This window comes from Dolichospermum sp. LEGE 00246, from assembly GCF_015207865.1.
Classification (GTDB): Bacteria; Cyanobacteriota; Cyanobacteriia; order Cyanobacteriales; family Nostocaceae; genus Dolichospermum; species Dolichospermum heterosporum.
In genome coordinates, this window is sequence record NZ_JADEWA010000023.1 from 1 (window position 1) to 25,535 (window position 25,535).

At 36.8% G+C, this 25,535-nt stretch carries 15 protein-coding genes and 4 pseudogenes; 3 read left to right on the forward strand and 16 right to left on the reverse strand.

The genetic code is table 11. The annotated features are described in order from the left end of the window. Positions 1–247: 247 nt before the first annotated feature. From IQ228_RS02965 to IQ228_RS03025, 13 genes and pseudogenes are all read right to left on the reverse strand, one after another. A complete protein-coding gene (locus IQ228_RS02965; RefSeq protein ID WP_193962121.1) occupies positions 248–1,030 on the reverse strand; it encodes a hypothetical protein in 783 nt (260 codons plus the stop codon). A gap of 39 nt (positions 1,031–1,069) precedes the next feature. After that, complete coding sequence (locus IQ228_RS02970) at positions 1,070–2,212, reverse strand: hypothetical protein (RefSeq protein WP_193962122.1); 1,143 nt, start codon at positions 2,210–2,212, stop codon at positions 1,070–1,072. A 93-nt stretch (positions 2,213–2,305) separates the two neighbouring features. Next, positions 2,306–3,064 carry a hypothetical protein gene (locus tag IQ228_RS02975; RefSeq protein WP_193962123.1) on the reverse strand — a complete coding sequence of 253 codons (759 nt, stop codon included), beginning with the start codon at positions 3,062–3,064 and terminating at the stop codon, positions 2,306–2,308. Positions 3,065–3,285: 221 nt separating this feature from the next. Further along, complete coding sequence (locus IQ228_RS02980) at positions 3,286–6,159, reverse strand: hypothetical protein (protein ID WP_193962124.1); 2,874 nt, start codon at positions 6,157–6,159, stop codon at positions 3,286–3,288. A gap of 86 nt (positions 6,160–6,245) precedes the next feature. Beyond that, a complete protein-coding gene (locus IQ228_RS02985) occupies positions 6,246–6,587 on the reverse strand; it encodes a hypothetical protein (protein ID WP_193962125.1) in 342 nt (113 codons plus the stop codon). Positions 6,588–6,895: 308 nt separating this feature from the next. Continuing rightward, the gene (locus IQ228_RS02990) at positions 6,896–7,501 is read right to left on the reverse strand and encodes a hypothetical protein (RefSeq protein ID WP_193962126.1); all 606 of its coding nucleotides are present in this window, start codon (positions 7,499–7,501) and stop codon (positions 6,896–6,898) included. 364 nt (positions 7,502–7,865) lie between these two features. Then, entirely contained in the window at positions 7,866–7,973 is a 108-nt protein-coding gene (locus IQ228_RS27305) for a HepT-like ribonuclease domain-containing protein (RefSeq protein WP_193962133.1), read from the reverse strand. A gap of 192 nt (positions 7,974–8,165) precedes the next feature. Further along, the gene (locus tag IQ228_RS03000; RefSeq protein WP_193962127.1) at positions 8,166–11,816 is read right to left on the reverse strand and encodes a DEAD/DEAH box helicase; all 3,651 of its coding nucleotides are present in this window, start codon (positions 11,814–11,816) and stop codon (positions 8,166–8,168) included. Further along, positions 11,809–12,678: a hypothetical protein gene (locus IQ228_RS03005; protein ID WP_193962128.1), complete on the reverse strand. Its 870-nt coding sequence runs from the start codon at positions 12,676–12,678 to the stop codon at positions 11,809–11,811. The genes IQ228_RS03000 and IQ228_RS03005 overlap by 8 nt, the downstream gene beginning before the upstream one ends. 164 nt (positions 12,679–12,842) lie before the next feature. Continuing rightward, a pseudogene (locus tag IQ228_RS03010) lies at positions 12,843–13,121 on the reverse strand (hypothetical protein); the annotation flags it as partial. Between the two features lie 246 nt (positions 13,122–13,367). Continuing rightward, positions 13,368–14,135, reverse strand: a complete 768-nt coding sequence (locus IQ228_RS03015; RefSeq protein WP_193962129.1) for an HIRAN domain-containing protein — start codon at positions 14,133–14,135, stop codon at positions 13,368–13,370. After that, positions 14,132–15,052 (reverse strand): HipA-like protein, encoded by a 921-nt coding sequence (locus IQ228_RS03020; protein ID WP_193962130.1) that lies wholly within the window; start codon positions 15,050–15,052, stop codon positions 14,132–14,134. Before IQ228_RS03020 ends, IQ228_RS03015 begins: the two co-directional genes overlap by 4 nt. Positions 15,053–15,079: 27 nt before the next feature. Beyond that, positions 15,080–16,747, reverse strand: coding sequence for an ATP-binding protein (locus IQ228_RS03025; RefSeq protein WP_193962131.1), 1,668 nt, complete (start codon positions 16,745–16,747; stop codon positions 15,080–15,082). 526 nt (positions 16,748–17,273) lie between these two features. Here IQ228_RS03025 and IQ228_RS03030 point away from each other — a divergent pair. Both IQ228_RS03030 and IQ228_RS03035 read left to right on the forward strand, forming a co-directional pair. Then, positions 17,274–17,851, forward strand: a pseudogene (locus IQ228_RS03030) (hypothetical protein). A 444-nt stretch (positions 17,852–18,295) separates the two neighbouring features. Further along, positions 18,296–22,063, forward strand: a pseudogene (locus tag IQ228_RS03035) (DEAD/DEAH box helicase). 114 nt (positions 22,064–22,177) lie between these two features. On the opposite strand, the gene IQ228_RS27310 reads toward IQ228_RS03035, so the two are convergent. The 3 genes from IQ228_RS27310 to IQ228_RS03050 all read right to left on the reverse strand — a co-directional run bounded on the left by IQ228_RS27310 (position 22,178) and on the right by IQ228_RS03050 (position 25,088). Beyond that, positions 22,178–22,729 (reverse strand): hypothetical protein, encoded by a 552-nt coding sequence (locus tag IQ228_RS27310; RefSeq protein WP_370566808.1) that lies wholly within the window; start codon positions 22,727–22,729, stop codon positions 22,178–22,180. Between the two features lie 396 nt (positions 22,730–23,125). Continuing rightward, positions 23,126–23,413: a hypothetical protein gene (locus IQ228_RS03045; protein WP_193962134.1), complete on the reverse strand. Its 288-nt coding sequence runs from the start codon at positions 23,411–23,413 to the stop codon at positions 23,126–23,128. A 604-nt stretch (positions 23,414–24,017) separates the two neighbouring features. Continuing rightward, positions 24,018–25,088: an Mrp/NBP35 family ATP-binding protein gene (locus IQ228_RS03050; protein ID WP_193962132.1), complete on the reverse strand. Its 1,071-nt coding sequence runs from the start codon at positions 25,086–25,088 to the stop codon at positions 24,018–24,020. 228 nt (positions 25,089–25,316) lie between these two features. Between IQ228_RS03050 and IQ228_RS03055 the strand changes: the two are divergent. Continuing rightward, positions 25,317–25,535 (forward strand): annotated as a pseudogene (locus tag IQ228_RS03055) (aliphatic sulfonate ABC transporter substrate-binding protein); the annotation flags it as partial.

The following is a 25,535-nucleotide window of genomic DNA, read 5'->3' on the forward strand; positions in this document are numbered from 1 at the left end:
GTCATTTAGATTTTTATTTTCAATCAACCACTAGTAATAAAGTAAATATCTGTTGTGTGAGATTAATTTGGAATTTTTCACTCCTTAATATAAACCTAGTCCAAATTGAGAACTGTAGTTTTTTAAAAGGGAACAGGGAACAGGGAAGAGTATAGAATTTGAGAATAAAACCCGATTAAAAAAACTATGGGTTTCAAAATAGACGCGGTTTAGTTCAAATAAGGCTCTTTATCCAGCTTTCCTTATCTCAGTTCTTTCCTAAATTCAAATCCGTGATTTCAATAATTTCTAAACCTGACCTGCGAACCGAATAAATTTTCTGAGCAATCTCTGTAGTTTCTGGAGGTTTTTGAGGACTTTGTATTACTTGAACTGTCACAGTTTTATTAAAAGCTATTCCGTTACCAGCATTATCCTCCTTACTAAAAGTCACCAGAGTAGCAATCACATCTACTTGCCATTTTCCTTTACCTATCTTGCGTGGTTCACTAACATATCTTGGTACTAGAGAACTTTGTAAACCACCTTGAAAGACACTTGGTGGTGTGAGTTCTGCTAATCTTTTCAGAAAACTGGCTCGAAAGTCTTGTTCTTCACTTAATGCAAAAGCAGCTTCCCAAGCTTTTGTAGTAACTCTTGCAGTTCCTTTTGTAACTTTGATATTAGTGCCATTATCTTGTTGAGTAATAATTTCTCCATTTTTAGTTGATTTGATTAATCCATCCCAATTGAACATTTTTACTAGCGTATCAACCACAAATTTTTTAATCACTTCTGCTGAACGGTCATCAGGTTCGAGTGCTTTCACATTGATTGTATTCCCATCAGCAATCTGGACTAAAGATGGTGGTTCTTTACGAGCTAAAGTTGAAGTTGCACCATAATTGAGCATTTGTAATAAGAAGGATAAAGAACTAAAAATTAGCGAGATGATAGCAACAATAGCAATGGGATTAGATACCGATTGTCCAGAACTTAAAAACTGTAATGCTTCCCTTTTCGGAACTTTGGATTTAGTGTGATTTAGCATAATTTCTCAAAATTGATAAAGTTCTGATTGATAAACTTTTTATTTGCGAATCATGGCTGTAATTCGGGACACACTGGCAGAAAGAGCAATATTACCTGCTGAGATAGCACCACTAGCTAACCATTGAGAGCCATTATTAAGCTGAGTTAGCACTGCTAGACCACCTCCAGCAGCAATTCCTGTAGCTAAAAATGGGGCAACTAAACCAATAAATGCCAGAAAAATCATCGGCTGACTAGCTTTGGACGTAGCAATTAACTGTCCAGCTAAACCTAAAATAATATTGAAAGAAAGTTTAGCAAGACCAACAGTAAAAAACCCTGTTAACCAAGCAAAAATTGCCTTATTACCAATTGGCATTAAAGAACCTCCAACTGCTAAAGGAGCTATCAAGGCAGTTAAAAGTAATGCTAGTTCTAATCCCCATTGGTAAGCATTATTTAGTGCTAATAATAAACTGGTAATAAAAGTGGTAACAACTGCACCAATTGCCGCACTAGAAGCCGCAGACAATTTGCTAGTAATAGTTCCCACTAAACCATCACCTTCAGCTTCCGAAGCTGCTTGATTAATTTTGTCCAAACCTTGAGTTACCCAACTACCTGCTGCTCCTAAATAACTGCCACCTTCTGCATCTTTAAAAATGTCAGGAAATTTGGCTTCTAAATCGGCTCTTGCTTGTTTGAGACATTGTATTCCTTCTTCATTTGATAATTGAGAAGAACGACATTCTTGAATAGCATTACCTACTGCCGTTTCTAATGCTGCTTGTCCTAGTGCTTGTTGGTAAGCGGATCTCAAATCAGCATCGGCTGCCGTGTACTCTAATATATAGTTATTGACACTGTTAATATATTCCCTCAGTGCCAAAGTGCTATTCGCTAGTAGAGAACCATTATTAGCAAGAAGAACAGTGACAATTAAAGGCCAAATTAATTCACTAAATGCCCTTTGTTCTTCGTCATTAATCATTTGCTTACCCCATTGCACCATGAATAATGCGAGGGTAGCAACTGCAAATAATACTCCAACTTTACACAGCGAAGCATATAATCCACCTGTAAGAGTTTGTTGCCATAGATCATTAAAACCTTCTGCTACCAAGCTGGCACCAGCAGACGCATTTTCGATTAAATCTCCTGCACCGAAGTTATTTGCTGCTAGTATTGTTTGACCAAGCATAATGTTATTCCTGGTAGAATAGAAGGGAAAAAGAGTTAATTAACTTCCTGTTGAAGAATGTGATTAGTGTTAAAATTTTTAGGGCAATATATCTTATTTCTTGACATAAGCAGGGTCTAATCTACTCCAACCAGTTAACTCTAAATATTGACTAGTCATACCAGTAGATAAAACTCTTCTAGCTCGATTTTGTTCTGATTGACTTTCAGCAATTTGATTGAGCATGAGGTTAGTTTGTTGGGCATCATGTCGTGCTTGTAAACCATCAGTACGTACCTGTCCTAACATGGAGACAATTTGAGCATTTTGAGCAGCGATCGCTTTGAGGACATCTTGTGAAGCATCCATATTTTGAGCATCTTCAGCTAATTGCTGTGCTTCTCCAACAGTTTTGTTGGTAGCATCAATTTCCGATTGAGTTCGTTGCTGTCCTTCTTTCCCTAAAACACTGGCTACTGTAGCGCGGGTACTATCTCTTTCTAGTTGTTTCCCAGCTTCCAGCGCACCAATAATAGTGCTACTTTCTGCTGCTATCCCTCCTTTTTCTTGCAACTTATCAGCTAATTTTTGACTAGCTGCTGTAGGGTCTGGTATTCCCATATTCCCCTTAGATTCTTCAATTGCTGCTTGAGCATCTTTTTGGAGATTTCCCCAACTTTTATCTACTTCTTCCTTTAGTTGATTCGCTACTTCGTTGAAATAGCCGTTTATATATCCAAATGTTTGATTGAAGAAGTTGTCAAGTTCTCCTCCCAAGTCAATAGCAAAGGCATTACTTGGTACAGTTATTGCTGCTAATATAAAACCTGATACAATAGCAGTTGAAATTAACTTTTTCTTGTTACTTTTCATGATATTTTACCTGTTGAGTAATTCAATAAATGAATGATATTCCCAGAATATTAGACCTTGTATTTTTATAATTAAAAAATTGTGTATTAATTTGGTATTAAACCCTAATTCCTCCGTGTCCTCTGTGCCTCCGTGGTATGTCTTCGACACGCTTTGCGAACGTTCCTAATTAACTTGTGCGTAAGTCCTAATACCATTTCTTGATGAGGCATAGATTTCCTTTATGCTACTATTTTCAATGGTTTATCAGACTTAGTTTCTGAAACATGAATTTGTTTTGATTTCAATTTCACCTGTTCTAAAATTTCATTAGCCTCCTCAGTAAGTTCTTTACCTCTAATCATTTTGATGTACACTTCAGAAAACCTGACTATTCCCGTAATAGGATCATCTTTATATTTCCTGAGATATAATGTTCTGAGTTCCTGTTCTTGGGGATTATTAGCAACAGCAGCTAAAAGGCAATAAGCAGGATAATAACGGCAGAATGTAAATTTCCCATTATCATCTAATAGCCATTGTGAATAAATACCTTCCTTTTTGGGAAAGAATGACTCTGTACTATTGCGAGAAATGATTTCTGTTGGATATTGAAAATATTTGATAAATGACTCTATTGCACTACTTTGAATCCGACCAATCAGCCGAGTTGTCAGGTTAGCAAAGATTTTGGCAGATGCTTTACTTTGATAGATAGTATCTGGTTCTTGTGCTGATAAAATTACACGAATTCCAGCTTTCGCACCATTAGCACATAATCTGCCAATTAATTCGGCAATTGCTTCAAATTGAAACAATATTGGTGCTTCATCTAAAAAGAAAATTGAAGCCTTAGAACTCAGAGCGCGACGCAAAGCCGCAGCATAAGCACTTAATGATAAAATAGCTGCATCTGCTTCAGAAGAAAGAGAACGCAATGCAAATACTAATAATTTAGCATCAGTACGAAAACTGGAGGGTTTGCTAATAGATTGACCAACTCTACTATTGAGCCAAAATTTTAATCGCAACCTAATTTGGTCTAGTGCTTTTAATTGCTCCTCGCTGTTACTGGCAATTGAATCTAGTTTAATATAACCAGGAGAGCAATAGTTATAAAAGTCATTGAGTGTCGGTGTATCATTCCATTCTTCCGTCCCCAAACCTTTTTCTAATGCCAATTTATAGCGTAACTTGATGTCATCATCAGCAAAGAAAGTTTCAATTGCTAAGGTGATAATACTTTCAATATTACTCACCATTGTGGTATCAACACCAACAGAATTAGTGCCTATCACCATTGTCATAATTGTGGATTTAAGAAAATCCTTAAAATCTGTTAATCGCTCTTTTCTTAACTCTGCTTCTAACCCCCTCAAATCTGGTAATTCAAACAGGTTATTTATTTCACGACTAATATCAAAATATGCCCCATCTTCCCCCATAAAATTAGTATAATCAGTAAAAGTGCTACTACCATCAGGCTTGGGATAATCAAGAGCAACGACGGGAATATCTTGAGCCAAAGCAGGGGTGAGTAAACCAGCTACCAATACCGATTTACCTGCACGAGTTGTCCCAAATACTGCTAAGTTTTTGTGGTGGTTATATAAATCTAAATGAATAGGAGTACCACCTTCATCAGCAATTAATTCAAACCCTGTTTTATCCCCAGTTGCAGTTTTTATTACTGGCATTAATCCGGGGACTTCACTGCTAAAATAAGGCAACCGGCGATTAAATGGTTTAGTCAGCAAGTTTTGCCAAACAATTGGTAAACATTGTAACCATACTTTCCAGGCATATTCCATTTCTCGCACCACAACAGCCGGACGGAGAAAGCAGCTAGAAACATAACGACAAGCTTCATCTAATTTTTGACGTGAGGGACGGTGTACCAAAAAGACTACTGCGGTATTAATTGGCACTGCACCTTTATAAATGGTTTCTTGTGCAGCGATCGCTTCTTCCATGTTCAAATTGGCTTTTACATCCACGCTGTTTTTATCAGCAGACATAGCAGAAGAGACAATAGATTGTTTAGTCAGACGTTGCAGTGCTGTTTTAGCTAACCCCTCGTTAGCTCTCGTCAGTTGACAAATGATTTCTGTATCAGAAACCTTATCTCTAGCAATTAGCTCCCACAAATAGCGCAATTGTGCATATTCATCCACCCAACCAATCGGTTTTTCTGTGAATGTTAATGCACCAATATAATGGTCTTGTAAATTTACCCAAGCTCTATCCAAAAAAGGAACTGATGCTTCTCGTTCTAAAATTAAATGACGGATGTGGAAATCGCTATTCTGTTCTTCCCGCAATCCATCATCATTTAAGGTTAGTAAATGCGGAATATTTGGAGGTTTGCTGGTATTAAATTGTCCCCAAATGACTCCCCACAGTTCCTGAGAACCCAAGGGTTTGATATTCAACCCCATTTTATTATTCAGGGTTTGTTCCCATAGCTGAAAGCCAGATGTAAAGCTATTTTTGAGAATTGATTCAATGCGTTGATGTCTAACTTCGTGAATTTGTCCAGTAAATTTATGCCAACTTTCTTTAGCTTGGAGAATGAATTTCTCTACAAAGTCCGCTGTTTCATTATTTTCAGCAACAGTGTAGGTACAGTAAATTCTCAAAAATTTGTTTTTGCGATCGCCTTGATTGGTTAAATCTCTAATTCGCAATCGTTCTGACCGAATTAACAACATTAGTTCATTACTGCGACAATTTTCTTCTAATGCTTTTAGTTCCTGTTGACGGTTATGGTCATCGGTAAATGAACCCAGATGAAATGTTAAAGATTCACCATAGGGTATTTCTTTCAGTCCGGCTTCTATGCCCGCAAAAATTGGTAAAATTTGACTTTCTGGGAGAGAAGAATGGATACCTTGGCAATCAAAGCAGAATTTAATTTGAATATCGTCTTTACGCTTGAGGATAATCGCACCAATATCTTTTCTGCCGGCTATGGAGATATTAGCGATCGCTGCAATATGAGTTAAATCCTCAAAAGGAGTCAGACGTTTGGCTACAGAAATCTCTTGGGCAGAGATATTTTTATTTCCTACCTTATCTTTAGATATTTTCTCTTTCGTTGAAGAATTAATTGCCATGATTTCGGTACTCAAATAATGTAATTTTTTCTGTTAACCTACTTATGCAACGAGGTTTGATTTTTTTACCTAGCCTGTGGTCGGAATTATTTTGAATTTGGCACGACCATCTTTTTTGCAGTTGATGTTAGTATTTCTGGTTCTTGAATTAGGGAATAAAAGCGTTTATATCCTCTAGTAACTCTGGGGACTGTGAGAAACTTTGATAACCAGGTTTTATTACTGGTCAGAGTCCACCAAGTTCCCCACCCCCAAGCGATAACTAATCCAGTCACTAACCAAGAAGCTTGAAGACTTTGTTTGCAGATTAAGTATGTAATCAGTGCAATAGCTGTCCAAGGAAAAACTTGATCTGCTGGAAATGGTCCAATTCTCGGCTGTTCCCCCAAAATTCGATTGACTGTTCTAAATTCTTTGCGCTTCATCATCTCTATTAGTTATCTGAGGTTTTTGAAGGTGTAAATTTAATCTAAACTGCTATTATCAGACTGAGAGAAAAGCTGAAATTTTGTCCGTTGTATTGTCAAAAAGTAGTTAATTTATCCAAGAGTGATAGAAGTTGTTGAGAAACGAGCGCTCGTTATGCAGAAAAATTCAAGGATCTGGAGTCAAAATTAAAACTGTTTTATTGTCTGGCTTTTAACTTAGATTCTGTACCTCACTTATCTGGAATCTGCTATAAATCTCTAAAAGCTACTCTTTAAGAAAGAGTTCAACCCCTCTTTTTTTGAGCTATTTAAGCCGCATTACCAGTAATCAAACCTGTGAGAATATCGCCAACTACAATAGTAACGCTGATGATCAGCGGAGTTCTCGCTAAATTCTGCCAATCTTCATCGTTTCTGGCAGCATTGACAATTCTCACCAAGGAAATACCAAGATACAGCAAAAACAATGCTCTAAGAACATTAAAAAATAGTGCAACGGCATCAGCCGGCATTCCTGCAAAAGCTCCTGTCATCCATGTTTGTGCGCCATTAAAAAATTGGGCATTTGCTGATGTTGTAGTGAAATCAAAGGTGAAAATTATACAGATAATGCCAACTAAAATGGCATAAAAGTTGATTCCCCAACGGCGTTGCAATTTTTCAAATTTAGTCAGCAATTTATTTGCTACTTTGGGAAATGCTGCGATGATGGCAGTTAACAAGATTAAAACAGACATCAGCAGGTGATTAATGGATGTATTTGCCAGCACTAATGCTGTTGCTGCTGCTACCAATAAGAAAATTGAACTTTTTTTATCAACTGGGCGACGCTGGGATACTATTGGATAAACCTCAATCGCCTCTTCTTTGGGAATTTGGTAATTACTGCAATCAGGACTATTGTGTATTCTCATGTCTCAATCTTTATAATTACTTACGAATAAGCATCATTTTCTACTATCCTGCTTCTCTGAGTCAGCTATCAAATTTCGTAATTGCAGATATAAGATTGTATCTTCTTTTTTTCAACACTTATTTCTAAAACATTGGTATAAAATTTATGACAACATCTATCAATTGATATAATATAATAAATTTAGCGTTGTTGAATGATGGGATGATTTTATCTCACGCTCTAGATGTAGAGGGGCAGAGAGTAAGTAATCGAACAGAATTAATTATGCACATTGTCTTTCTAGTCCCTAGTCCCTGACTCTTTCTTTAGGTTTCTAAATATTTAATTGCCTTTTCAACCTCAATTAAAAGTGAACCTAAATCTTAAGTGATTACTTGCCAGACAATATTTAAATCAACATCAAAATACGCATGAATCATACGATTTCTCATGCCGATAATTTGTCGCCAAGGTAAGTACCTGGACAGAATTAATTACACAAATAAATAACATAATATATTAAGATATAAGAGGGATCAACGCGATTTTGTGAGGTTGGGTAAAAACGTGCTTTTTGCTACGTTAACTACAGACATTGATAAAAATCATTAATGGGACAAATTAAGTTATTTTATACTATTGTGTAGTAATATTATTTAAGTAAGTTGATCAGATTTTAGGTACTAAACAAACCTAATACTCATCTCTATCGAAGGAAAGGGATTACTACTATTAGCAGGTATAACTGATGTTGCATAGGCTTCTACTCGCCTACTTAATTGCAGTTCTCGTGAAACAATTTTTGCTTTATCTCTTTGAACGTATCCAATTTGGCTACCTCTAAATAAGACACTTACTGCATTAGGATCGTAAGGATTATCAAGTTCGGCTTCTAAAGTAAGTAAGTCACCAATACTAACTTGGGAAGCTGTGATAAATCTATTTTCATAAGGAATTCCTCTAACTGGCGATTCTAATTCTTGACCTAAATTTCTAATAAATTGTAAACTCTCATCGCTAATAAATACTTGATTTCTAAAGTTTATAAGCTTATTTCGTTCAATTGATGAAACATTCAATTCATTAAATATATAATCATTAGGTAAATTAACAAACCATTTTGTAAAAGTTCCATAATCCGGTTCTTGATCACTATGCTCATCAAAATATTTATCTGCTATCTGTAATGCTAAAATCCTAGAATTAACACCAAGACTACTTGCCCAACAAGCAAAAACATTATTAACGCCAAATTTCATCATTGCAGGAATATGCTGCCATGAAAAAGGTAATTCTTTATAAGTACCTTGACGTTTGAAAGCAAGTATACTGAGAAAACCATTAATTCCCCAAGGAAGTTTATAAGTTACTCTGTCAGCCAAATATCTGCTAAAAGATTCACTTTCTTGGGGATTCCAAAAATTTCTTCTTAATTCACCTATTGGTGTGCCATTTATCCAGTTTTGAATTAGAATTAACTCATCTTGAGAAGCAGCATATTCAATATTTTTAGGTAATTCCATTTCTTTCAAGTTTCGACAAGCTGCAAAAGCTACTTGAATAAATGTCTCACTGCAATGTAGTGGATCTGCTAAGTTAAGTATTAATTCTTCATCAATTATTTCTAAGAAGTTATTGACACTTTCTTCTAATGTTTGACAACTTGATACCCTCAAACCTGTTGAAGAAAATATTTTTTGTAAACTATTACTTGGAACTTGTTCAATTACCCAAGATGATACATTTTTAATAGTTGACACAAGTAAAGAATTATCAGTTTCTTTTCGTAAAGCTTGTATACCAACTAAACTACTTCCAAGAAAATTAGCAATGCTTGATTCATCTTGTGTATCTACTATTTCTTCAGCTAACATTGCAAGGATAGATGAATCAAGATAACCTCTTAGGTCATTTTGATCTATGCGCTTTTCTATTAAAGCTAGTAATAATTTATATAGAGGACTATTAACTTCTTCCAGGTTATTATAGTTATTGTATTCTTGAATTAATCTTCTATCATTGTTAGAAATATTAACAAAAATTATCTGTCCTTCTGTTTCTTTACCTGCCCTGCCCGCTCTTCCACAGATATTCCAAAAATCGCGTTTTTTCAATTTTCTACGCTGTATCGTTTCTTTTCCTTCTGCATTTTTTTCAGACCATCTGTATTCTAAACTGTGGATAACAACTGTTTTTACTGGAAGATTTACACCTTGTCCTAAAGTAGTCGTGCTTACTAAAATTTGAATTCTACCATTTCTAAATTCATCTTCTATTGCTTGTCTGACAGGATCAGGCAAAGGTCCATAATGTAATGCTACTCCATAATGAAGTGCCTTTGTCAGAATATGCTCTTCTCCTAACCATTCACGAGCCTCATAAAATGAAGCTAATTTTGGTGTTTCAACATAACAAAATTTATTATTTGGAAGTTCGTTTGATGCTTCCAAATACTTAAGTGTTTCTACAAGATTATTAAGGACTTTTCTCGTCTCGTCTGTTCGCATGCAGAATATAAGAACTGGGCCTGTCTTTGCTAATCTTGCTGCTAGGGTAGCGGTACTTTGGCTTTTATTATTAATATCTGGCCAACTTTTTTTCTCTCGTCTACCTGTAGATGTTAATTCACCAGTATAGTATTGTTTCCTTTTAATAAATGAAGGAACCCAAGGATGTTTACCACCTGGTAAAATTGGTAAACTAATATATTCAATTTCACCATTACTTGCTGAACGCCATTCAAATTTCGCTACTACTTGCCGTGATGGTCTTTCTTCAAATCCAATACGCAGGGGTTCTTGTTGACTTTCACAGAGCCAAGCAACAAAATCATTAGCATTAATTGATGGCATAACAGCAGAAAGAAAAATAAATTTTACATTTGGTATTGTTTGTTTAATTCGTGTAATTAGAAGTTCAAGTAAAACTCCTCTACCTAAATTGCCTTGTTCTTCTAGTTCATCAAGTAATGTTTTTTCTTCTGATAGTTCATCCAGAGAAGAAATTCCTTCATCAATAATGTGTCCTTCGTCAATAATAATAACAGCTAATTCTTCAAAATATTCTGGTTGAGTTCGTAGTAGTAGATCAACTTTTTCTGGAGTAGCTATCAATACATCAGATTGCTTGATTAAAAAATCCTGAAAAATATCAAATTCAAATCCACCTAATAGAGTAGATACGTGATAGCCAATGCTTCCTAACGTATCTGATAAACTATTCTTTACTTCATTAACTAAAGCTCGATAAGGAGCAATATATAAACAACGAGAATTTGGTTTTGCAGTTAAAGCTGCAATTATAGCTAATTCAGCAATGAAAGTTTTACCAGCACTTGTGGGCATTTGAATGATAAAGCTATCATTACTTGTTAAAAGATTGTTACGAATTGCTTTTAATTGTGATGGCCAAAATTCAACAATACCTTTTTCAGTAGCAAGATTTCTTAAATAAAATTGCCATATTGGATCTTGAAGTAAATGGCTCGCATATTCATTTAGATTTGACCAAGTAGAGCGTTCATTAAATAGATCAAGAATCGTTCTGAATTCTAAAGTTATTGTACTTAAAATTGCATCTCCTGTTTTCTCAAAATTCCTATGGCTTTTTTCCATATTAAGACGACAAGAAGATAAAAAATCTTGATTCCCGTTAAGGCAATATTGAACGAAGTCAGAAATAGATTTATGAAAATATGCGTGAGATGTAAGATTAAAAATTTCGTTAAACGAAAACTCTCCACTAGTAATACCTCTAGTAATTGTTTCCTGAAAAGAATCAATTCTTGATAAAGCTTCATTAGATATATTTTGCAATATTTTTATTTCACTACGAAGAAATTTTATTATTGTTCTTCTAAATATATTGACCAGTATTATATCGAGGGTATTTGTATTACTTTCAAGTGTATTATTGTCGTCAATAATAGTTAAAAATTTATCTTCAATTAGCCGACTTAGACATGAAGCATTTGCTTGATATCCTGCAATCTCATAGCAGATGGCAGCATTTATAAGCAATAACTCTTTATCATCGTCATTTGCAAACTTAGCCAAAAATTCAAAATTTTGAGCAGTTGATTTTAGATTTTCAAGTAAAACTATCCTATCACCAAAATTTTCTTTTAACAGTAAAATACTTTCTGAAAAAATATAATCACAGTAACGCCAAACTTTTTTTGGATCAAAAGTAAACTGTGTTGTTGATTGTTCAGGAACAAATTCTTCTTGTATAGCACGCGCTCTTGCTTGAGATACGTTATTTTTAAAATCTGAATCTGAATGAATTTCTTGAAGTCTTCTTTGTGTATTCTCTAAGTAGTTTTGTTTATCCATTTATCCAACCTTCAACTGACTTCCAAGCTCGTGAATAAGATTCATCAATAACTTGCCTTAACTGCTCTACAAGAACGACAGTAATAGAAAAATTAATCAAATCACTATTTAATTGATAAGAATTTAAATTACTTAATACCTCCTCTTTCCAAGTAGATTTATCATGTATTAAAAAAAGATAATGTTGTTTATCATAATCAATTTTACCAAGCCTTATTCTTGTAAGAAAATCTGCCTCATCTATTCTTTTGGTTACGTATAACATATTACAGAAGAAGTTTAATATTTCTGGCTTTTCTAGTGCATCATCTTTTACTAAACTATCATGACCTTTAATTCCTAGTTTAGGATCACAAGCAGATGATTTTGTCTTCACCTCCCCATAACAGATCAAAGGTTTAGAAAGTCCATTAGTTTTTATAAGACAAAGATCCGTCAGTTTCATAGCCCATGATCTTTTTTCACGAAATCTTAATTTATAAATTGGAAACCAAAACTCTTCTGAATCTATAAGAATCTGAGATGCTAATACTTCTCCAAAATTGCCTATCCAGGTAGAGAGTTGGAAGCCAGGTTTATTACTGGGTAGTATTTCATTATTCACATAATTCTTAATTATGTCCTCAACATAGCTTTTGAGTTTATCAAATTTTAGTTCTTCTAAATCTTCTAATAAAATTTTACAATCTCCTTTAATTTTTTCAGGATCGCCGTGAGCCATCAAGAGATGGTATGAGAGATGATTAAGTATTGTGTCTTCAGGATCAGATAAATTAGGTGAAGAACATTCTGTGATGTCTCTGACCCCAAATTTATATGGACATGGTTCTCTTGTACTATTACTGAGCCAATTATTAAGCAAATCTTATCTCCAAAAATTTCATAGCCATAACACTAATCTGAGCTTTACTCAAATAATTTGTTACCACTATAACTAAAAACCAGGTATTTTTATAACATTTTTTCTGCGTAAAATAACTAATCTTTGAGCATAAACGCATATCAATTATCTTGACAAAAAACTATACTTGGTTTGGTTTCTTTATAATTGATTACTTGAAATTGTAGTCCATATTGGGGATGTTCCCGCCAAAAACCCATTAGTTGTAGTGTATGCCCTGGTTGAATATTAGCAAAACTGCCAATAATGGTTGTTAAATCTTTGATACTGGAGCGAGTTAAGCGTGCCACTGTGTAGCCAGACTCCTCCCAGTAAAAAGTGAGACTTTCTACTACCCCAGTAATAGTTTCTTGGGGAACAGAAGCATTAATTTGTTGGGAAGTCTGGTTTGGTGCAGTGGACATTGTTTACTGAAATTATGCTGAGTGCAGTCATCACAAAGTTGTAAGTCGAAAGCAATAAAAGTAGAATTACAGTACTTGTATACTAAGATTGAAATTCAAATAACACATAATCTAGCTTGATGAAGAAAGTCATGAGCATAGGCTTAACTGTCAATAGTTATAGCAGTCGCCACAATTGTTAGGGCATTTTTCTGTTCCCTTTAAATCAAAATACGATTTCTTAAGCATTTTAGCAATTGCTATAAATTAAACTGCTGCCATTAAGTCTTCCTGATTGAGCGGCTGATACTCTGGATTAGAAAACGAGCGAAAGTCGTCTTTACACAAAGCAGTTATCTGACACAGTAGCCGAAATTGGAGCGGTGTTGGTGGTAAATTTACACGTTCTACTTTCAGTATTACTGAACTGGGGTCGCGTTCAAGAAGTTCAAAAACTTCATTTCTTAAGTAACGTGGGCAATAGCCTACGATGTGGTGATCCTCACTATGAAAAGTTAATGCTTGGGAATCGTAGGAGTTTTGAAATTCATGAGCTAACCATAATTTTTCTCCAGGTTCCAAGCGATTAATCCGCTCAATTGCACATTGTGGCAGGTGTCGCAGCCCATGTACAAAAAAGTGCAGCTGATATTGTCCTGCTGCATCTGGTTCTGGGCAGGGAAAGACGGTGAGTGTGTCTGTTTCTCGTTGTCCACCACTACGGGCTAGTACTGCAATTGGATCATCTTCATGTTCTGGAATATTCAGCCATTGCCGGAAACTTGCATAATCAGGGCGGGAACGAGGCAATAACCGATTAGAGAAAACAGGAAATAATTGGGTTGATGTATATTCTTCATTTAAGTGCGGAAAAGAAGATAAAGGCGCAAAATTGCACATTCTCTCTGCCGCTTTTACGCCTTGGGTGTAGACAAACTTGTACCTCGTACCATCAAACGTCAACCTACCAATCGGAAACCAAGAGCGACTGTTAGAGTCTTGCCAAGCTAAAAATAATGTTTGAGGTGTCTTCACTGAAGTAATTCCCTTAATTTAAGCAGCTTGTGTTGGTTGAATTCCAGAATATTCTGTGCAAACTCAACGGCAATAGTTGAGATGCGCTTACGCTGAATACGACTAAAAATTAAGAACGTATTTACTCTTGAGATGCTTTCAAGCCGCTCCAGCCATACATCGGCTGCTTGGGGATAACGATGAGCAACTCGGTGAAATACATCAAAAGTTTTAAGGGGCTTTTTGTCTTCAACACTGTTATAAAAAGCAGAATAACATTTATTTGCATAAGCCTCGATTGAGCGTTTCTGTCTCTGTCCGTCAGGGAGGTCGCGTCCCAAACACGAAGCATGGTCATAGGTATGTGCTAAGTGTACAGTTTCTGTAGATGCCACCTTATTTCGCACAAAAGCCCAGTTTTCATGATGCCGGTCTCCGTTACCAATCCAGGCATCTAACAACAGGTAGCCAACAAACACTTCTACTGCTGTTTGGATACCGCTCGGTGGTGTCCAAGCTATTGGCAAGCCCACATAATCTGCTGCAATAACTTGCAGAACAATATCTATTGTATGTTGTGATGCGCCATAGGTAACGAAGGTAGGGTAATTTGGCACAATTGGCGTGAGAATTTCGTTGCCATGAACAAGTGTCCCTCCTCCTGGTAAAAAGTACGGTGAAACTACACCCCAATTCCCTTCCCAAGTTTCTGCCAGATGATAAGTAGCATGGGGTAATCCTAAAAGCTCAGACAACTCAGACGCTACTTTCTCTGCCCAATCTTCTCCTAAATTTGGTCGCGCTTGCTTATATAGGCAACGCCCAAGTTGTTCATGTTCAAACCAAAATTTATACTTGCTGCCCATCATCTCGTTACTGGAAAGCTCATAATCTGCTTCAGTAACAAAAACGATAGGAAATTCAGGAGCGGGCTTCATTAGTAATTTATTTCCTTATTAATAACTTCAACCACCAAATATATCTATATTACCAATTGCATACTCCGATGAATCTACGGTCGAAGATGGTAACCCCTGGAGTTCAGCTTTATTCCGCATACTTTCCACCTTATCTGCTTCTCTAATAGCTAACGGATTAATTTGTTGCCGTTCTGCTAACAGCGTCGCCACAGAAATTTCCAATGGTGGTAATTTACCATTGCGAGGAACAGGTATATCTTCTGGAAACATTTGACAGAAAGTAGTAGCCGCAGCCCTCTCCACAATAGTTTGGATTTCTGCACCTACACAACGATTAGTTTCTTTCAACAGTCGTCGCCATTCTTCTTGACTATAAGGGTCAATTTTACCAGAAACATCACCACTAAATCTATCATCAAATCTAGCACAGTGGAGTTTAAAAATACTGTGTCTTTCTCCATAATTAGGCAGGTCTACTTTATAAATGTAGTCAAATCTTCCTGCCCTAGTTAATTCTGGTGGTAGCCATTCCAAGCGGTTGACACTGGCGATTACAATTACATCACTGGTACGTTCTTGCATCCAAGTGAGTAACTGTCCTGCTAACCTTCTAGCTATATCATCATCTCCAGCAAATCCCTTATCAAAGTCATCAAAATAAATAACAACTTCATTCAAACAGTCTACTAAATTTAGTAACTGTTTCAGTCTTCTTTCTGCTTCATTACCATAGCTTCTCAAATTACCCCAATCTACTAAAATCAAAGGAACACCTAAAATTTGAGAGCATACTTTAGCAGAATGTGATTTACCCGTACCTGGAGGACCTACTAGCATTATACCTTTAGGAACTCTGAGTTTGTAGGCTTTAGCAAGGGGACTAAATAATCTTTTAAATTTCTTAAAAGCCTCCTGCATCAAATCCAATCCTCCCAAGGGAACTTGGGGAGTAGGAATAAACTCAATTCCATAAAGTCTGTTAAGCAAATTGATTTTATATTGGAGTAGTTGTTTCGCTATTGTTTCTGCACTTTTATCATGAGAATGAATTGATTTTAGCCCTTTTATTAAATCGGAAATGTATAATCCAATCCCACTACGGACAATTGTAATTTTGTCAATTTCGCTCAAATTTGATGGTAAAATTCCCTCTGCTTCCTCATTAAGACTTGCAGTAATTTCTGAGATATCAGGTAATTCTTGAGTGACTACAGGAATTTGAGCAGCAAGTTCTGGATGTAAGTTAGCTTGAGAACCTAAAAGAATAGCGCATTTGATTTTACCAACAGCAGATTGAGAGAAGGAAAGATTGAGCAACTTTGATTTCACCCATTCAGATATCAAGAAAAACTGCGTTTCTTGGGCTACATTAGCACTAATCCAAGGATATAGATTCTCGATGATTAATACTCCTACTCCCTGAAAACATTCCCAAAAATTCAAAATTCTAAAGTGGTCTTTAAGCTCTTGTGTCGGTTTTAGAGTATAGTCATAAAAATCTTTAAAACTTAAATCTATATTATTTAGGCATTCAATTTCCTTAATTAGCTCTTGTCCCAAATTCCATAAATAGCACTTAATGCCTATTTTTGAGTAATACTGGCAAAGAGAGCGGAGCATTCGGTATCTTTCTTGTACAGGAGATTCACAAATAATCACAGGCTCTCCTGTGGTGATGAAGTTAGTCAGTTTTTCTAAGAATAAGGATGCCATATTATTATATCCAGAAGCTTTTTATAGGATTAGTACCGCAGTGCGAAAGTCAAAATGAATACGGCATTGAGCTTTTCAGATATCTGAAATAGGGTTCTAAACTACAAAGTTTTTACCAATTATAATAGTGGGTTCACTTATGCCGTGCTGTACTAGATTGATACCAATTCTGTATGATTATTGAATCTTTGAAAATCCAGATTAGCCAAAACTTTGGCTGACATTGATGAGATTTTCAGCAACATAACAAGATTCAAATCTGATTTGTATAGCCAAATTCTAATGATAATTTGAGGTTTTAGCTAGGATTAAACTACGTAATTTCTTTCTATCAAATGATAGATGCAGAATGTAAATAAAAATAGATTAAGTTACAGATTTAGAGTAAGAGGATTGTCTTTAAAATAGGAGTATAACCAATACTTTTCTGATTAATCCACAATTTACTTTGTCGTCTGGGTAAAGGAATTATAACTTTTTCCCCTTAATCAAAAGGTATTGGTAGTGTTGTTACTTGTACGCAACAATGGTGACTAAATCAGTTCCAGTTTATCCTATTATTTTAATTCCACCTTCGCTGATACTAAAAATCTTTCTCCTTGTATTAAACCGAATGGTAGTGGTAGCGTGACTGTGGGTGCTTCTGAAGAACGGTTTGGACAAGTGCTTAAATATTATTTTGGTGATTGGGTGCGATCGCAACAAGAAATGCTACCAAATGGTCATGATCGTCCTTACACCGCAGACTTTGTAATTGTAGAGCCAACAAGTGAGCTATATCTTGATATTGAAGTGGATGAAAGCCATTGTTTTTCTACAGGAGAACCAACACATTTTATTGGCGATGATGATTATAGGAATAAGTGTTTTGTGGATGCTGGATGGGTAATAATTAGGTTTGCCGAGGAACAAGTAGTTAGTCAGCCACAACGCTGTTGTCGCTTTATTGCTAATGTAGTAGCAAAGTTAAGTGGAAATGAATCGTTGAGTTACCAGTTTACAGATATTCCACAACTGACTCCTGTTAAGCAATGGTCAAGAAGAGAAGCAGCTTCCTTGAAGAAAAAGAAGTATCGCCAAAGCTACTTGTCAGCTACACCATAAAAATAGCACCGAAGACCACAATCCCCAAATATTCCTGGATCAACAAATGTGATCCATGGATCACAAAATGCAGTTGAAACCTCCGATAAAAATAACCAACTAGTGGTCTGTCAAGCTTAAAATTGTCTGTATCCAATTTTCGGAATCTTTGATTTGGGAACCAATTAAACACAAAAACAAAATTGACAGACCACTAGCACTGTTACACTATTACAATATGTGTTAAGTGCCTGGTAGATTACGGATATAGCTGCGCTAGAGCAAAACTTAACGCACTATTCCAGGTTAAATCAGAATTGCAGGTTATTAAATGTTTAATGATCCAAACTTTGAAAAAATCTAGCAATGTATCTGATAACCTAAAAGGTAATATTCCAGCAAAAAGCTCTACAGCTTTTGCACATCTACACCAGATACCCAACAACGGTATCAATTATTAGTACCATGTCCGATTTTAACCCTAATTCCACCCAACTCCAAACACAACTCGCTAAAAAATACTTCGATTTATCCCCTGCTATTCAAAAGATTATCCAATTGTTTTCGGTAATTTATGCACCAATAGACAAAAATTCATTCCTCAGTTGTCTTTCCCAAACTGCTGCCTTAGACGAAAAGAATAAACCTTGGACCACTAAAACCCTCAGTTACCAAATTGAGAAATTGGTAATAGCAGGTTTGCTAGTCAAGGAAAGCAAATCAGGTCCTGAATGTCATCCCTTACTCACAGAAATTGCTACTCGTCATGCTGTAGAAACTAGAAAGTTTGAGATACTAGTTAAAGCCGTAGAGGGAAACATTACCAGTAAGTAATCACTGGAACAAAAATTCTCGGATGTTCCGCAGTCTCCGCCAGTGTATCAGAGAAATCCGCATTGGACTTTACCGCCAAGACCCTATTTTTATTAATAAGCAAATTGAAGATTACCATAACCATAGTTATAGCGAAGAAAAAATAGTCATAGAAAATATCTTCAACCAGATATGTAATAACCCATTTGACGCAGATTGGTTTAACACCCTACCAAAAGAATTATATCAAAGTTGTATATCAAGTGTCCTCTTCAATTCAGCATTAAAATTATCTGACTGCGAAGATGCGTTTATGATGCTGGAAGCAGAATGTTATGAACCTGGAAAATATTCCTCAGATTCTTTGCATCTGATTTTAGCAGAACAATTCCTATTACGGGGTGAGACGGCAGAAGCAAAAGATTGTTTGGAACGGATATCAGAGGAATCTCAAAATAACGCCGCTATTTATTGGGGTTGGTTGAGTTTTGTGCGGGGTGAAAATGACCAAGCAATTAAATATTATACAGATGCCCTCAAAGCTATAAAAAAAGCCACAGGCAAACGCCAAATATATTTTAATACAATGGGCGGCTTATTTTTTATCCTCGCCCTATTAAAAGATGGTTCAGCAGAACGGCTCAAAGAAGCAGAAGAGTATGCCACATTAATGTCCCGTGAATCAGATCATTGGCTCACGTTTATTTATGCCAGATTGAAAATGGTATTGCAAGTCCAGCGAGGTGATATTACCCAAAAAGAACTTGTAGTAAGTGCCTATATTGCTTCGGTGGAAGAAGAAAATAGTTTACAAACATTGTTTTGTTCTCTGTGCCTTTACTGGATGGATGCTGAGAGTGCTAAAAAAAGCTTACCTGATATATTAGAACCATTATATAGGCGATCGCTCGCATCCTGTCATCACTGGCTGGCAATGGAAACCGCAGAACTTCTATCCCGACTCAAACCCAGTAGTAACTATAAACAACAAGCAGAAGCACTAAGAGAAGATAGCGGCATCCAAACCATAGTAGATGTAATCCAACCCCAAGCAGCTTGGGAAATGTGCCTCAATGCCCTAGCAAATCTCCAAAAACAACCACAAACCCCTGGCAAACCAGAGTCAGAAATGCGGTTAGCATGGTTCATTACCTTCTATCCCAGCAAATGTGTCTTGCAACCCTGCGATCGCCGAAAAGCAAGTTTTAGCAGCTATTAATGCCGTCTCTGGTATCGTTACCGTCCATTCTGACATCGGTGGAGGCGCAGAAGGTGCAGAAGAAGTCCCTGCCCAAACACTACCCCACATTCACCTCTTACCTGCCAATTCTGGCTTGAAAATCACCCTGTTATCCCGTCCTTTTACCCAAGGTGGACCATACTTCCGTCCCGGTGCAGGTGGTGAAACAGTGATTGCCGAAATTGAAGGTAAACGTCTGCAAACTAAACGTAATCTAGCAGAAGAAAAACAACTCGCCCAAGCAACTATAGCAGCCTGTCCCACCTTAACGCGAATTGAAGAACAAGATGGTGAATGGGGAATAGAAGAAGCAGAAGACTGTTTAGAACTGCTGCTAGAACTGCAAACACTGGGAGACAGTGTAGTTATGGCTTGGCCAGAAGGGGAAAAACTGCGTGTTAGTCACAATGCAGATTTGAAAGACTTTAATTTATCAATTCAACGTCAACAAGATTGGTTTGCAGCCACCGGTGAATTGAAACTCAATGATGACCTAGTGCTGGATATGCAGCAACTCCTAGCACTGTTGGAAAAAACCCCCAGCCGATTTATTCCCCTGGGTGACGGTCAATTTCTGGCTTTAACCCAAGCTTTTCGCAAACGTCTCGACGAATTACGGATGTTTTCGGAAAAACACGGGAAAGGTATGCGTTTTCACCCCTTAGCCACATTGGGGTTAGAGGATTTTGTCGATGAGGTAGGTAAACTAAAAGCAGATAAACATTGGAAGGAACATATTCAGAAACTCAAAGAGGTAAAAGACCTCCAACCAGAACTCCCGTCTACCTTTCAAGCCGAATTACGGGACTATCAAATGGATGGTTTTTGTTGGTTAGCACGGTTAGCACATTGGGGTGTAGGTGCTTGTTTAGCCGACCAAATGGGATTGGGTAAAACCGTACAAGCATTAGCAGTCATTCTTAGAAATGCCCATGCAGGACCAACTTTAATTATTGCCCCCACTTCCGTTTGCATGAATTGGGTGAGTGAAGCGCAAAAATTCGCCCCAACTCTGAATATTATGCAATTCTCAGGTGCTAACCGTCAAAAATTATTAGATGGTTTACAACCGTTGGATATGTTGGTCTGTAGTTATGGTTTATTACAGCAGGAAGAGGTATCTCAAATGCTTGCTCAAGTGCAGTGGCAAACGATTGTATTGGATGAAGCCCAATCAATTAAAAATATGGCTACTAAACGTTCCCAAGCAGCCATGAACCTGAAAGCTAATTTTAAACTGCTGACTACGGGGACTCCTATTGAAAATCATTTAGGTGAATTGTGGAATTTATTTCGGTTTATTAATCCTGGCTTATTAGGTTCTTTTGAAAGCTTTAATCAACGCTTTGCAAATCCCATTGAGAGATATCAAGATAAACAAGCACGTAATAAACTGAAAAAACTTATTCAACCATTTTTATTACGACGGACAAAAAATCAGGTGTTGTCAGAATTACCTTCTCGGACGGAAATTCTGCTTCATGTGGAGTTGAGTCGGGAGGAAAAAGCATTTTATGAAGCGTTGCGTCGTCAAGCTATATCTAATCTAAACTAACTGAAAGTAATGCAGATGCAGGACAAAAACATTTGCAAGTGTTAGCAGAGATAATGAAACTGCGTCGCGCTTGCTGTAATCCTAGTTTGGTGATGCCTGATACGGAATTATCTAGTTCTAAGTTGCAGCTTTTTGGCGAGGTACTGGGTGAATTGCTAGAAAATCGCCATAAGGCGTTGGTGTTTAGTCAGTTCGTTGATCATCTGCACATCATCCGCGATTATCTGGTTAAAGAAGGGATTAAATATCAATATTTAGATGGTAGTACCCCCATGGCGGAACGGAAAAGAAGCGTGGATGCCTTTCAATCTGGGGATGGAGATGTTTTTCTCATTAGTCTCAAAGCCGGGGGTACAGGACTGAATTTAACTGCTGCTGATTACGTGATCCATACAGACCTTGGTGGAATCCGGCTGTGGAAGATCAAGCATCTGACCGCGCCCACCGGATTGGACAACAACGTCCGGTAACAATTTATCGCTTGGTAGCTAAGGATACTATTGAAGACAAGATTGTGGAATTACATCACCACAAGCGAGATTTGGCGGATAGTCTCTTGGAGGGTACGGATATGAGTGGCAAGATATCAACGGAGGCTTTGCTGCAATTGATTCATGAAGGTTGATATTGTTATAATATATCTTTCTTTTTACGATCAATATAATCATTGATTAAAGCCTGGAACGCACTATAAAGTAAAGGTTGGGTTTTATTTAACCCAACCTTTACCTAGACAGAGTTAATTGTTAAATCTTGCTAATAATTCCTCACGGGATAAATTATTTAAGTGAAGTAATAATCTGCTATACTCATCTATTGGTAAATTGAGCAAATTATCAATAGTCCTGGATAATTCATTATCTAAATTACCAAATCTTACCCTCAATAAATTTTCCAAAACCAAACGTTGTCCTTCTTGTACAGCCTCAGCCCTAGCCTCTTGATAAGCTGCTGTTAAATTCATAATTAACTCCTGGTCATCTTCTGTTAATATTTCCTGAGTTTGTACACTTACACGCCAACTAAAAACCAGTTCTAAAATATTATGACGTAACGGGTTTTCTGGTGCTAGTGCAACTAATTGTTTTACCGCTTCTTGTTGAACCTTATCTCGTCCTAATAACCTACACAGTAGTGTTTCATTAGTGACAGGTAACTGATTAATTGCTACTATAGCTGTTTTGAAAGCGTCCGGTAGAAAAAATACTCCTGGTAGCCAATTATCTAAATCTAGTTTAGCTCCAAAACTCTCTATTAAACCAGTAGAAGCAGAGGGAGCTAAAACCCACAAACATGGTAAATTAGTTTCTGCTAAAGAAGTATTTTCTCGTTTAGCTTTCCGTTGAAAATCGCCATAAATAGAAAATAATTTTATAATACAGTTACGTACCTCCGTTTTATTCGGTGGGTTACGAAAAGGTTCTAATAAAGCGGTACTTTGTGCTATTCTACCTAGTAATCCTAAAGATTGAGGATCAACTTTGGGTGATGGAATAGGAGAAAAGAAAATATCTACTTGACGAACTTAATCAGTCACTTCCCGACTGATTTCTACTGTTCCCAATGGTGACAACAGTTCCTCTAAATATTGTTTTGCAAATTGGTCATGTTGTTGTCGAGTCATAAACCTACTTTAACATTATATTAAGTGAGAATCATTACGCTATCAGCAAGCCCTACATAACAGTTACAAATCAAAATCAAGGGTAAATGTTTCGCCATCAGCATCTTTGGGATTTTCTGGTGATGATGGAGTTGAAGGGGGCTGGTCTTGTTGACTTGGGTTTGTAGCAATCGGGGTGAAAGCTGGGGTATGTGTAACTATTTGTTGCATGGGGAATGCCCCCTTTTTGAAAGCAAAATAGCAATCAATAATAAAGTAAAGCGTCTCTAAGTAACTTTTATCTAGTTGCTGTGATTCGGCAAATATACGTTCTCGGTAGCTATCTTTAATCCGAACTTTTTCCGGTGTCATTGGCTTCGTTCCCATTCAAATTGGTTGATTCAAAATTCGCGCATTATTACCCCTCAAGCTCAAGCCAGGGGCGGTCAGCAAGTCTTGATAAATCTAGTCCTAGCACCCTTGAAGGCGTGTAACTATCCCCAAATATTTCTGGATCAACAAATGTGATCCATGGATCACAAAATGCAGTTGAAACCTCCGATAAAAATAGCCAACTAATACATACTGTTAAAATATGTGTTAAGTCCCTGGTAGATTACGGATATACCTGCGCTAAAGCCAAACATAACGCACTATTCCAGGCTAAATCAGAATTACAGGTTATTAAATGTCTAATGATCTAAAATTTGAGAAAATCTAGCAATACATCTGATAACCGGGAGCAACGCGATTTTGTGAAATTATGCTTTGATTCTCAATTACCACGATTTATTCTCAATAAATAGGTCTTGATTTTCCCATTTTCATCTCTTTTAGGTAGTGATTCCTACCGAGTGCTGAGTGCAAGGCATACGCTTCGCAATCGCTATCGCTAATTATCTAGGTGAGATATATCACCAATTTTCAGCACCTCACAAAATCGCACTGCTCCCCTGTAGATTTAAGATCAAGCACCTCACAGATCACCGGAAAAAGCAATAAAAGTAGCCTCTAGTGCCATAGCGATATGTATAAATACCTGATTTGTAGTTGAACTAGAGTCAGCCAGCGTAAGAGGTTGCCCAGTATCACCACCATTGCAAATACGAGGATCGAGGGGAATTTTACCTAAAAGCGGTGCTTGGAGTTCATTTGACAATTTTTCACCGCCACCACTGCCAAAAATCGGAGTTTCTTCCCCATTTATGCCGATAAAATAGCTCATATTTTCGATAATACCGAGAACAGGAACACCCACTTGACGAAACATATAGATACTGCGACGCACATCAGCAACAGCCACTTGTTGAGGTGTTGTTACCAATATCACTCCACAAATCGGGCTTTCTTGCACAATTGTGATTTGAGCATCACCAGTACCAGGAGGCAAGTCTATCAACAGATAGTCCAATTCTCCCCACTCAACATCATGTATAAATTGAGTAATGATTTTATGTAGTACAGGTCCACGCCATGCTAGAGGATGATCCGGTTCTGCCAACAATCCTACAGACATAACTTTGATACCATGAGCTTCTAAGGGTAAAAATTTCTGACCATTAGCAGTATCAATAACCGTAACTTCAGATTGTCCTAATCCCAACATCTGAGGAACATTAGGACCATAAACATCAGCATCTAACAATCCGACTTTTGCTCCTGTTAACCTCAAAGCTGCTGCTAAATTAACTGCGGTTGTGGATTTTCCAACTCCCCCTTTACCGCTAGATATGGCTAATGTCGTTTTTACCCCTGGAATTGTACAAACTTGAATGTAGGTTTTTTTACACCAAGCTAATGATGATAATACCGCTTTAATTTCTGCATCTAAGTGCTGCTGACGAGAACCTATATACAAGCGCAGATAAACATAGTTATCAACTATCCGCAGATTTCGTACCATTCCTAAACTAACGATATCGTTTTTGAGAGTGGGTTCAATTACTTGTTTCAGGAGTTGGATAACTTCTTCTTGTAGGAGATTGGCAGGATTTATTTGTACTCCCTCCCCCACAACACTTTTGTTCAAATCTAATTTTTCTGGCATTTTACGGCAAATAAGAGTATAAAATTACACGCACGGTTAATATTTTTCCATAGACCTCTTGCATTTAAATCACTTTTATGTGATCATTTAAAAATAAAATACGGTAATTTGATTGACATACTGTAGTTTTATCATAAATTGACATAAAGTCTTAATACTATATTGACTTTAAGCACTAGAGTCATATTCACTAGATTCTCTTTACTTCGATTAGTTTAAATTGGGATTATGTTTCTTAAAAAATCGAACATTCGCACTTTTTCCTTACTATTTACAGTTGGATTAGGTTCAATATTAGCTATTTCTGTTTTTTCTCCCAGCGTTAGCAATAATGGCGGGACAATTCAGAAAGCTAATGCAAATACAATCGCTCAAAATAATAATAGCAAGACAGTAATTCGTATTGGTTATCAAAAAGCAGCAACTATCCTCTATGCACTCAAAGCA

Bases quoted from the DNA above. Each gene is read 5' to 3' on its own strand.
- IQ228_RS02980 (WP_193962124.1), bottom strand. From the start codon at position 6,159: ATGGCAATTAATTCTTCAACGAAAGAGAAAATATCTAAAGATAAGGTA.
- IQ228_RS02970 (WP_193962122.1), bottom strand. From the start codon at position 2,212: ATGCTTGGTCAAACAATACTAGCAGCAAATAACTTCGGTGCAGGAGAT.
- IQ228_RS02975 (WP_193962123.1), bottom strand. From the start codon at position 3,064: ATGAAAAGTAACAAGAAAAAGTTAATTTCAACTGCTATTGTATCAGGT.
- IQ228_RS02985 (WP_193962125.1), bottom strand. From the start codon at position 6,587: ATGATGAAGCGCAAAGAATTTAGAACAGTCAATCGAATTTTGGGGGAA.
- IQ228_RS03050 (WP_193962132.1), bottom strand. From the start codon at position 25,088: ATGCCAGAAAAATTAGATTTGAACAAAAGTGTTGTGGGGGAGGGAGTA.
- IQ228_RS02990 (WP_193962126.1), bottom strand. From the start codon at position 7,501: ATGAGAATACACAATAGTCCTGATTGCAGTAATTACCAAATTCCCAAA.
- IQ228_RS03000 (WP_193962127.1), bottom strand. From the start codon at position 11,816: ATGGATAAACAAAACTACTTAGAGAATACACAAAGAAGACTTCAAGAA.
- IQ228_RS03020 (WP_193962130.1), bottom strand. From the start codon at position 15,052: ATGAAGCCCGCTCCTGAATTTCCTATCGTTTTTGTTACTGAAGCAGAT.
- IQ228_RS03045 (WP_193962134.1), bottom strand. From the start codon at position 23,413: ATGACACCGGAAAAAGTTCGGATTAAAGATAGCTACCGAGAACGTATA.
- IQ228_RS02965 (WP_193962121.1), bottom strand. From the start codon at position 1,030: ATGCTAAATCACACTAAATCCAAAGTTCCGAAAAGGGAAGCATTACAG.
- IQ228_RS03025 (WP_193962131.1), bottom strand. From the start codon at position 16,747: ATGGCATCCTTATTCTTAGAAAAACTGACTAACTTCATCACCACAGGA.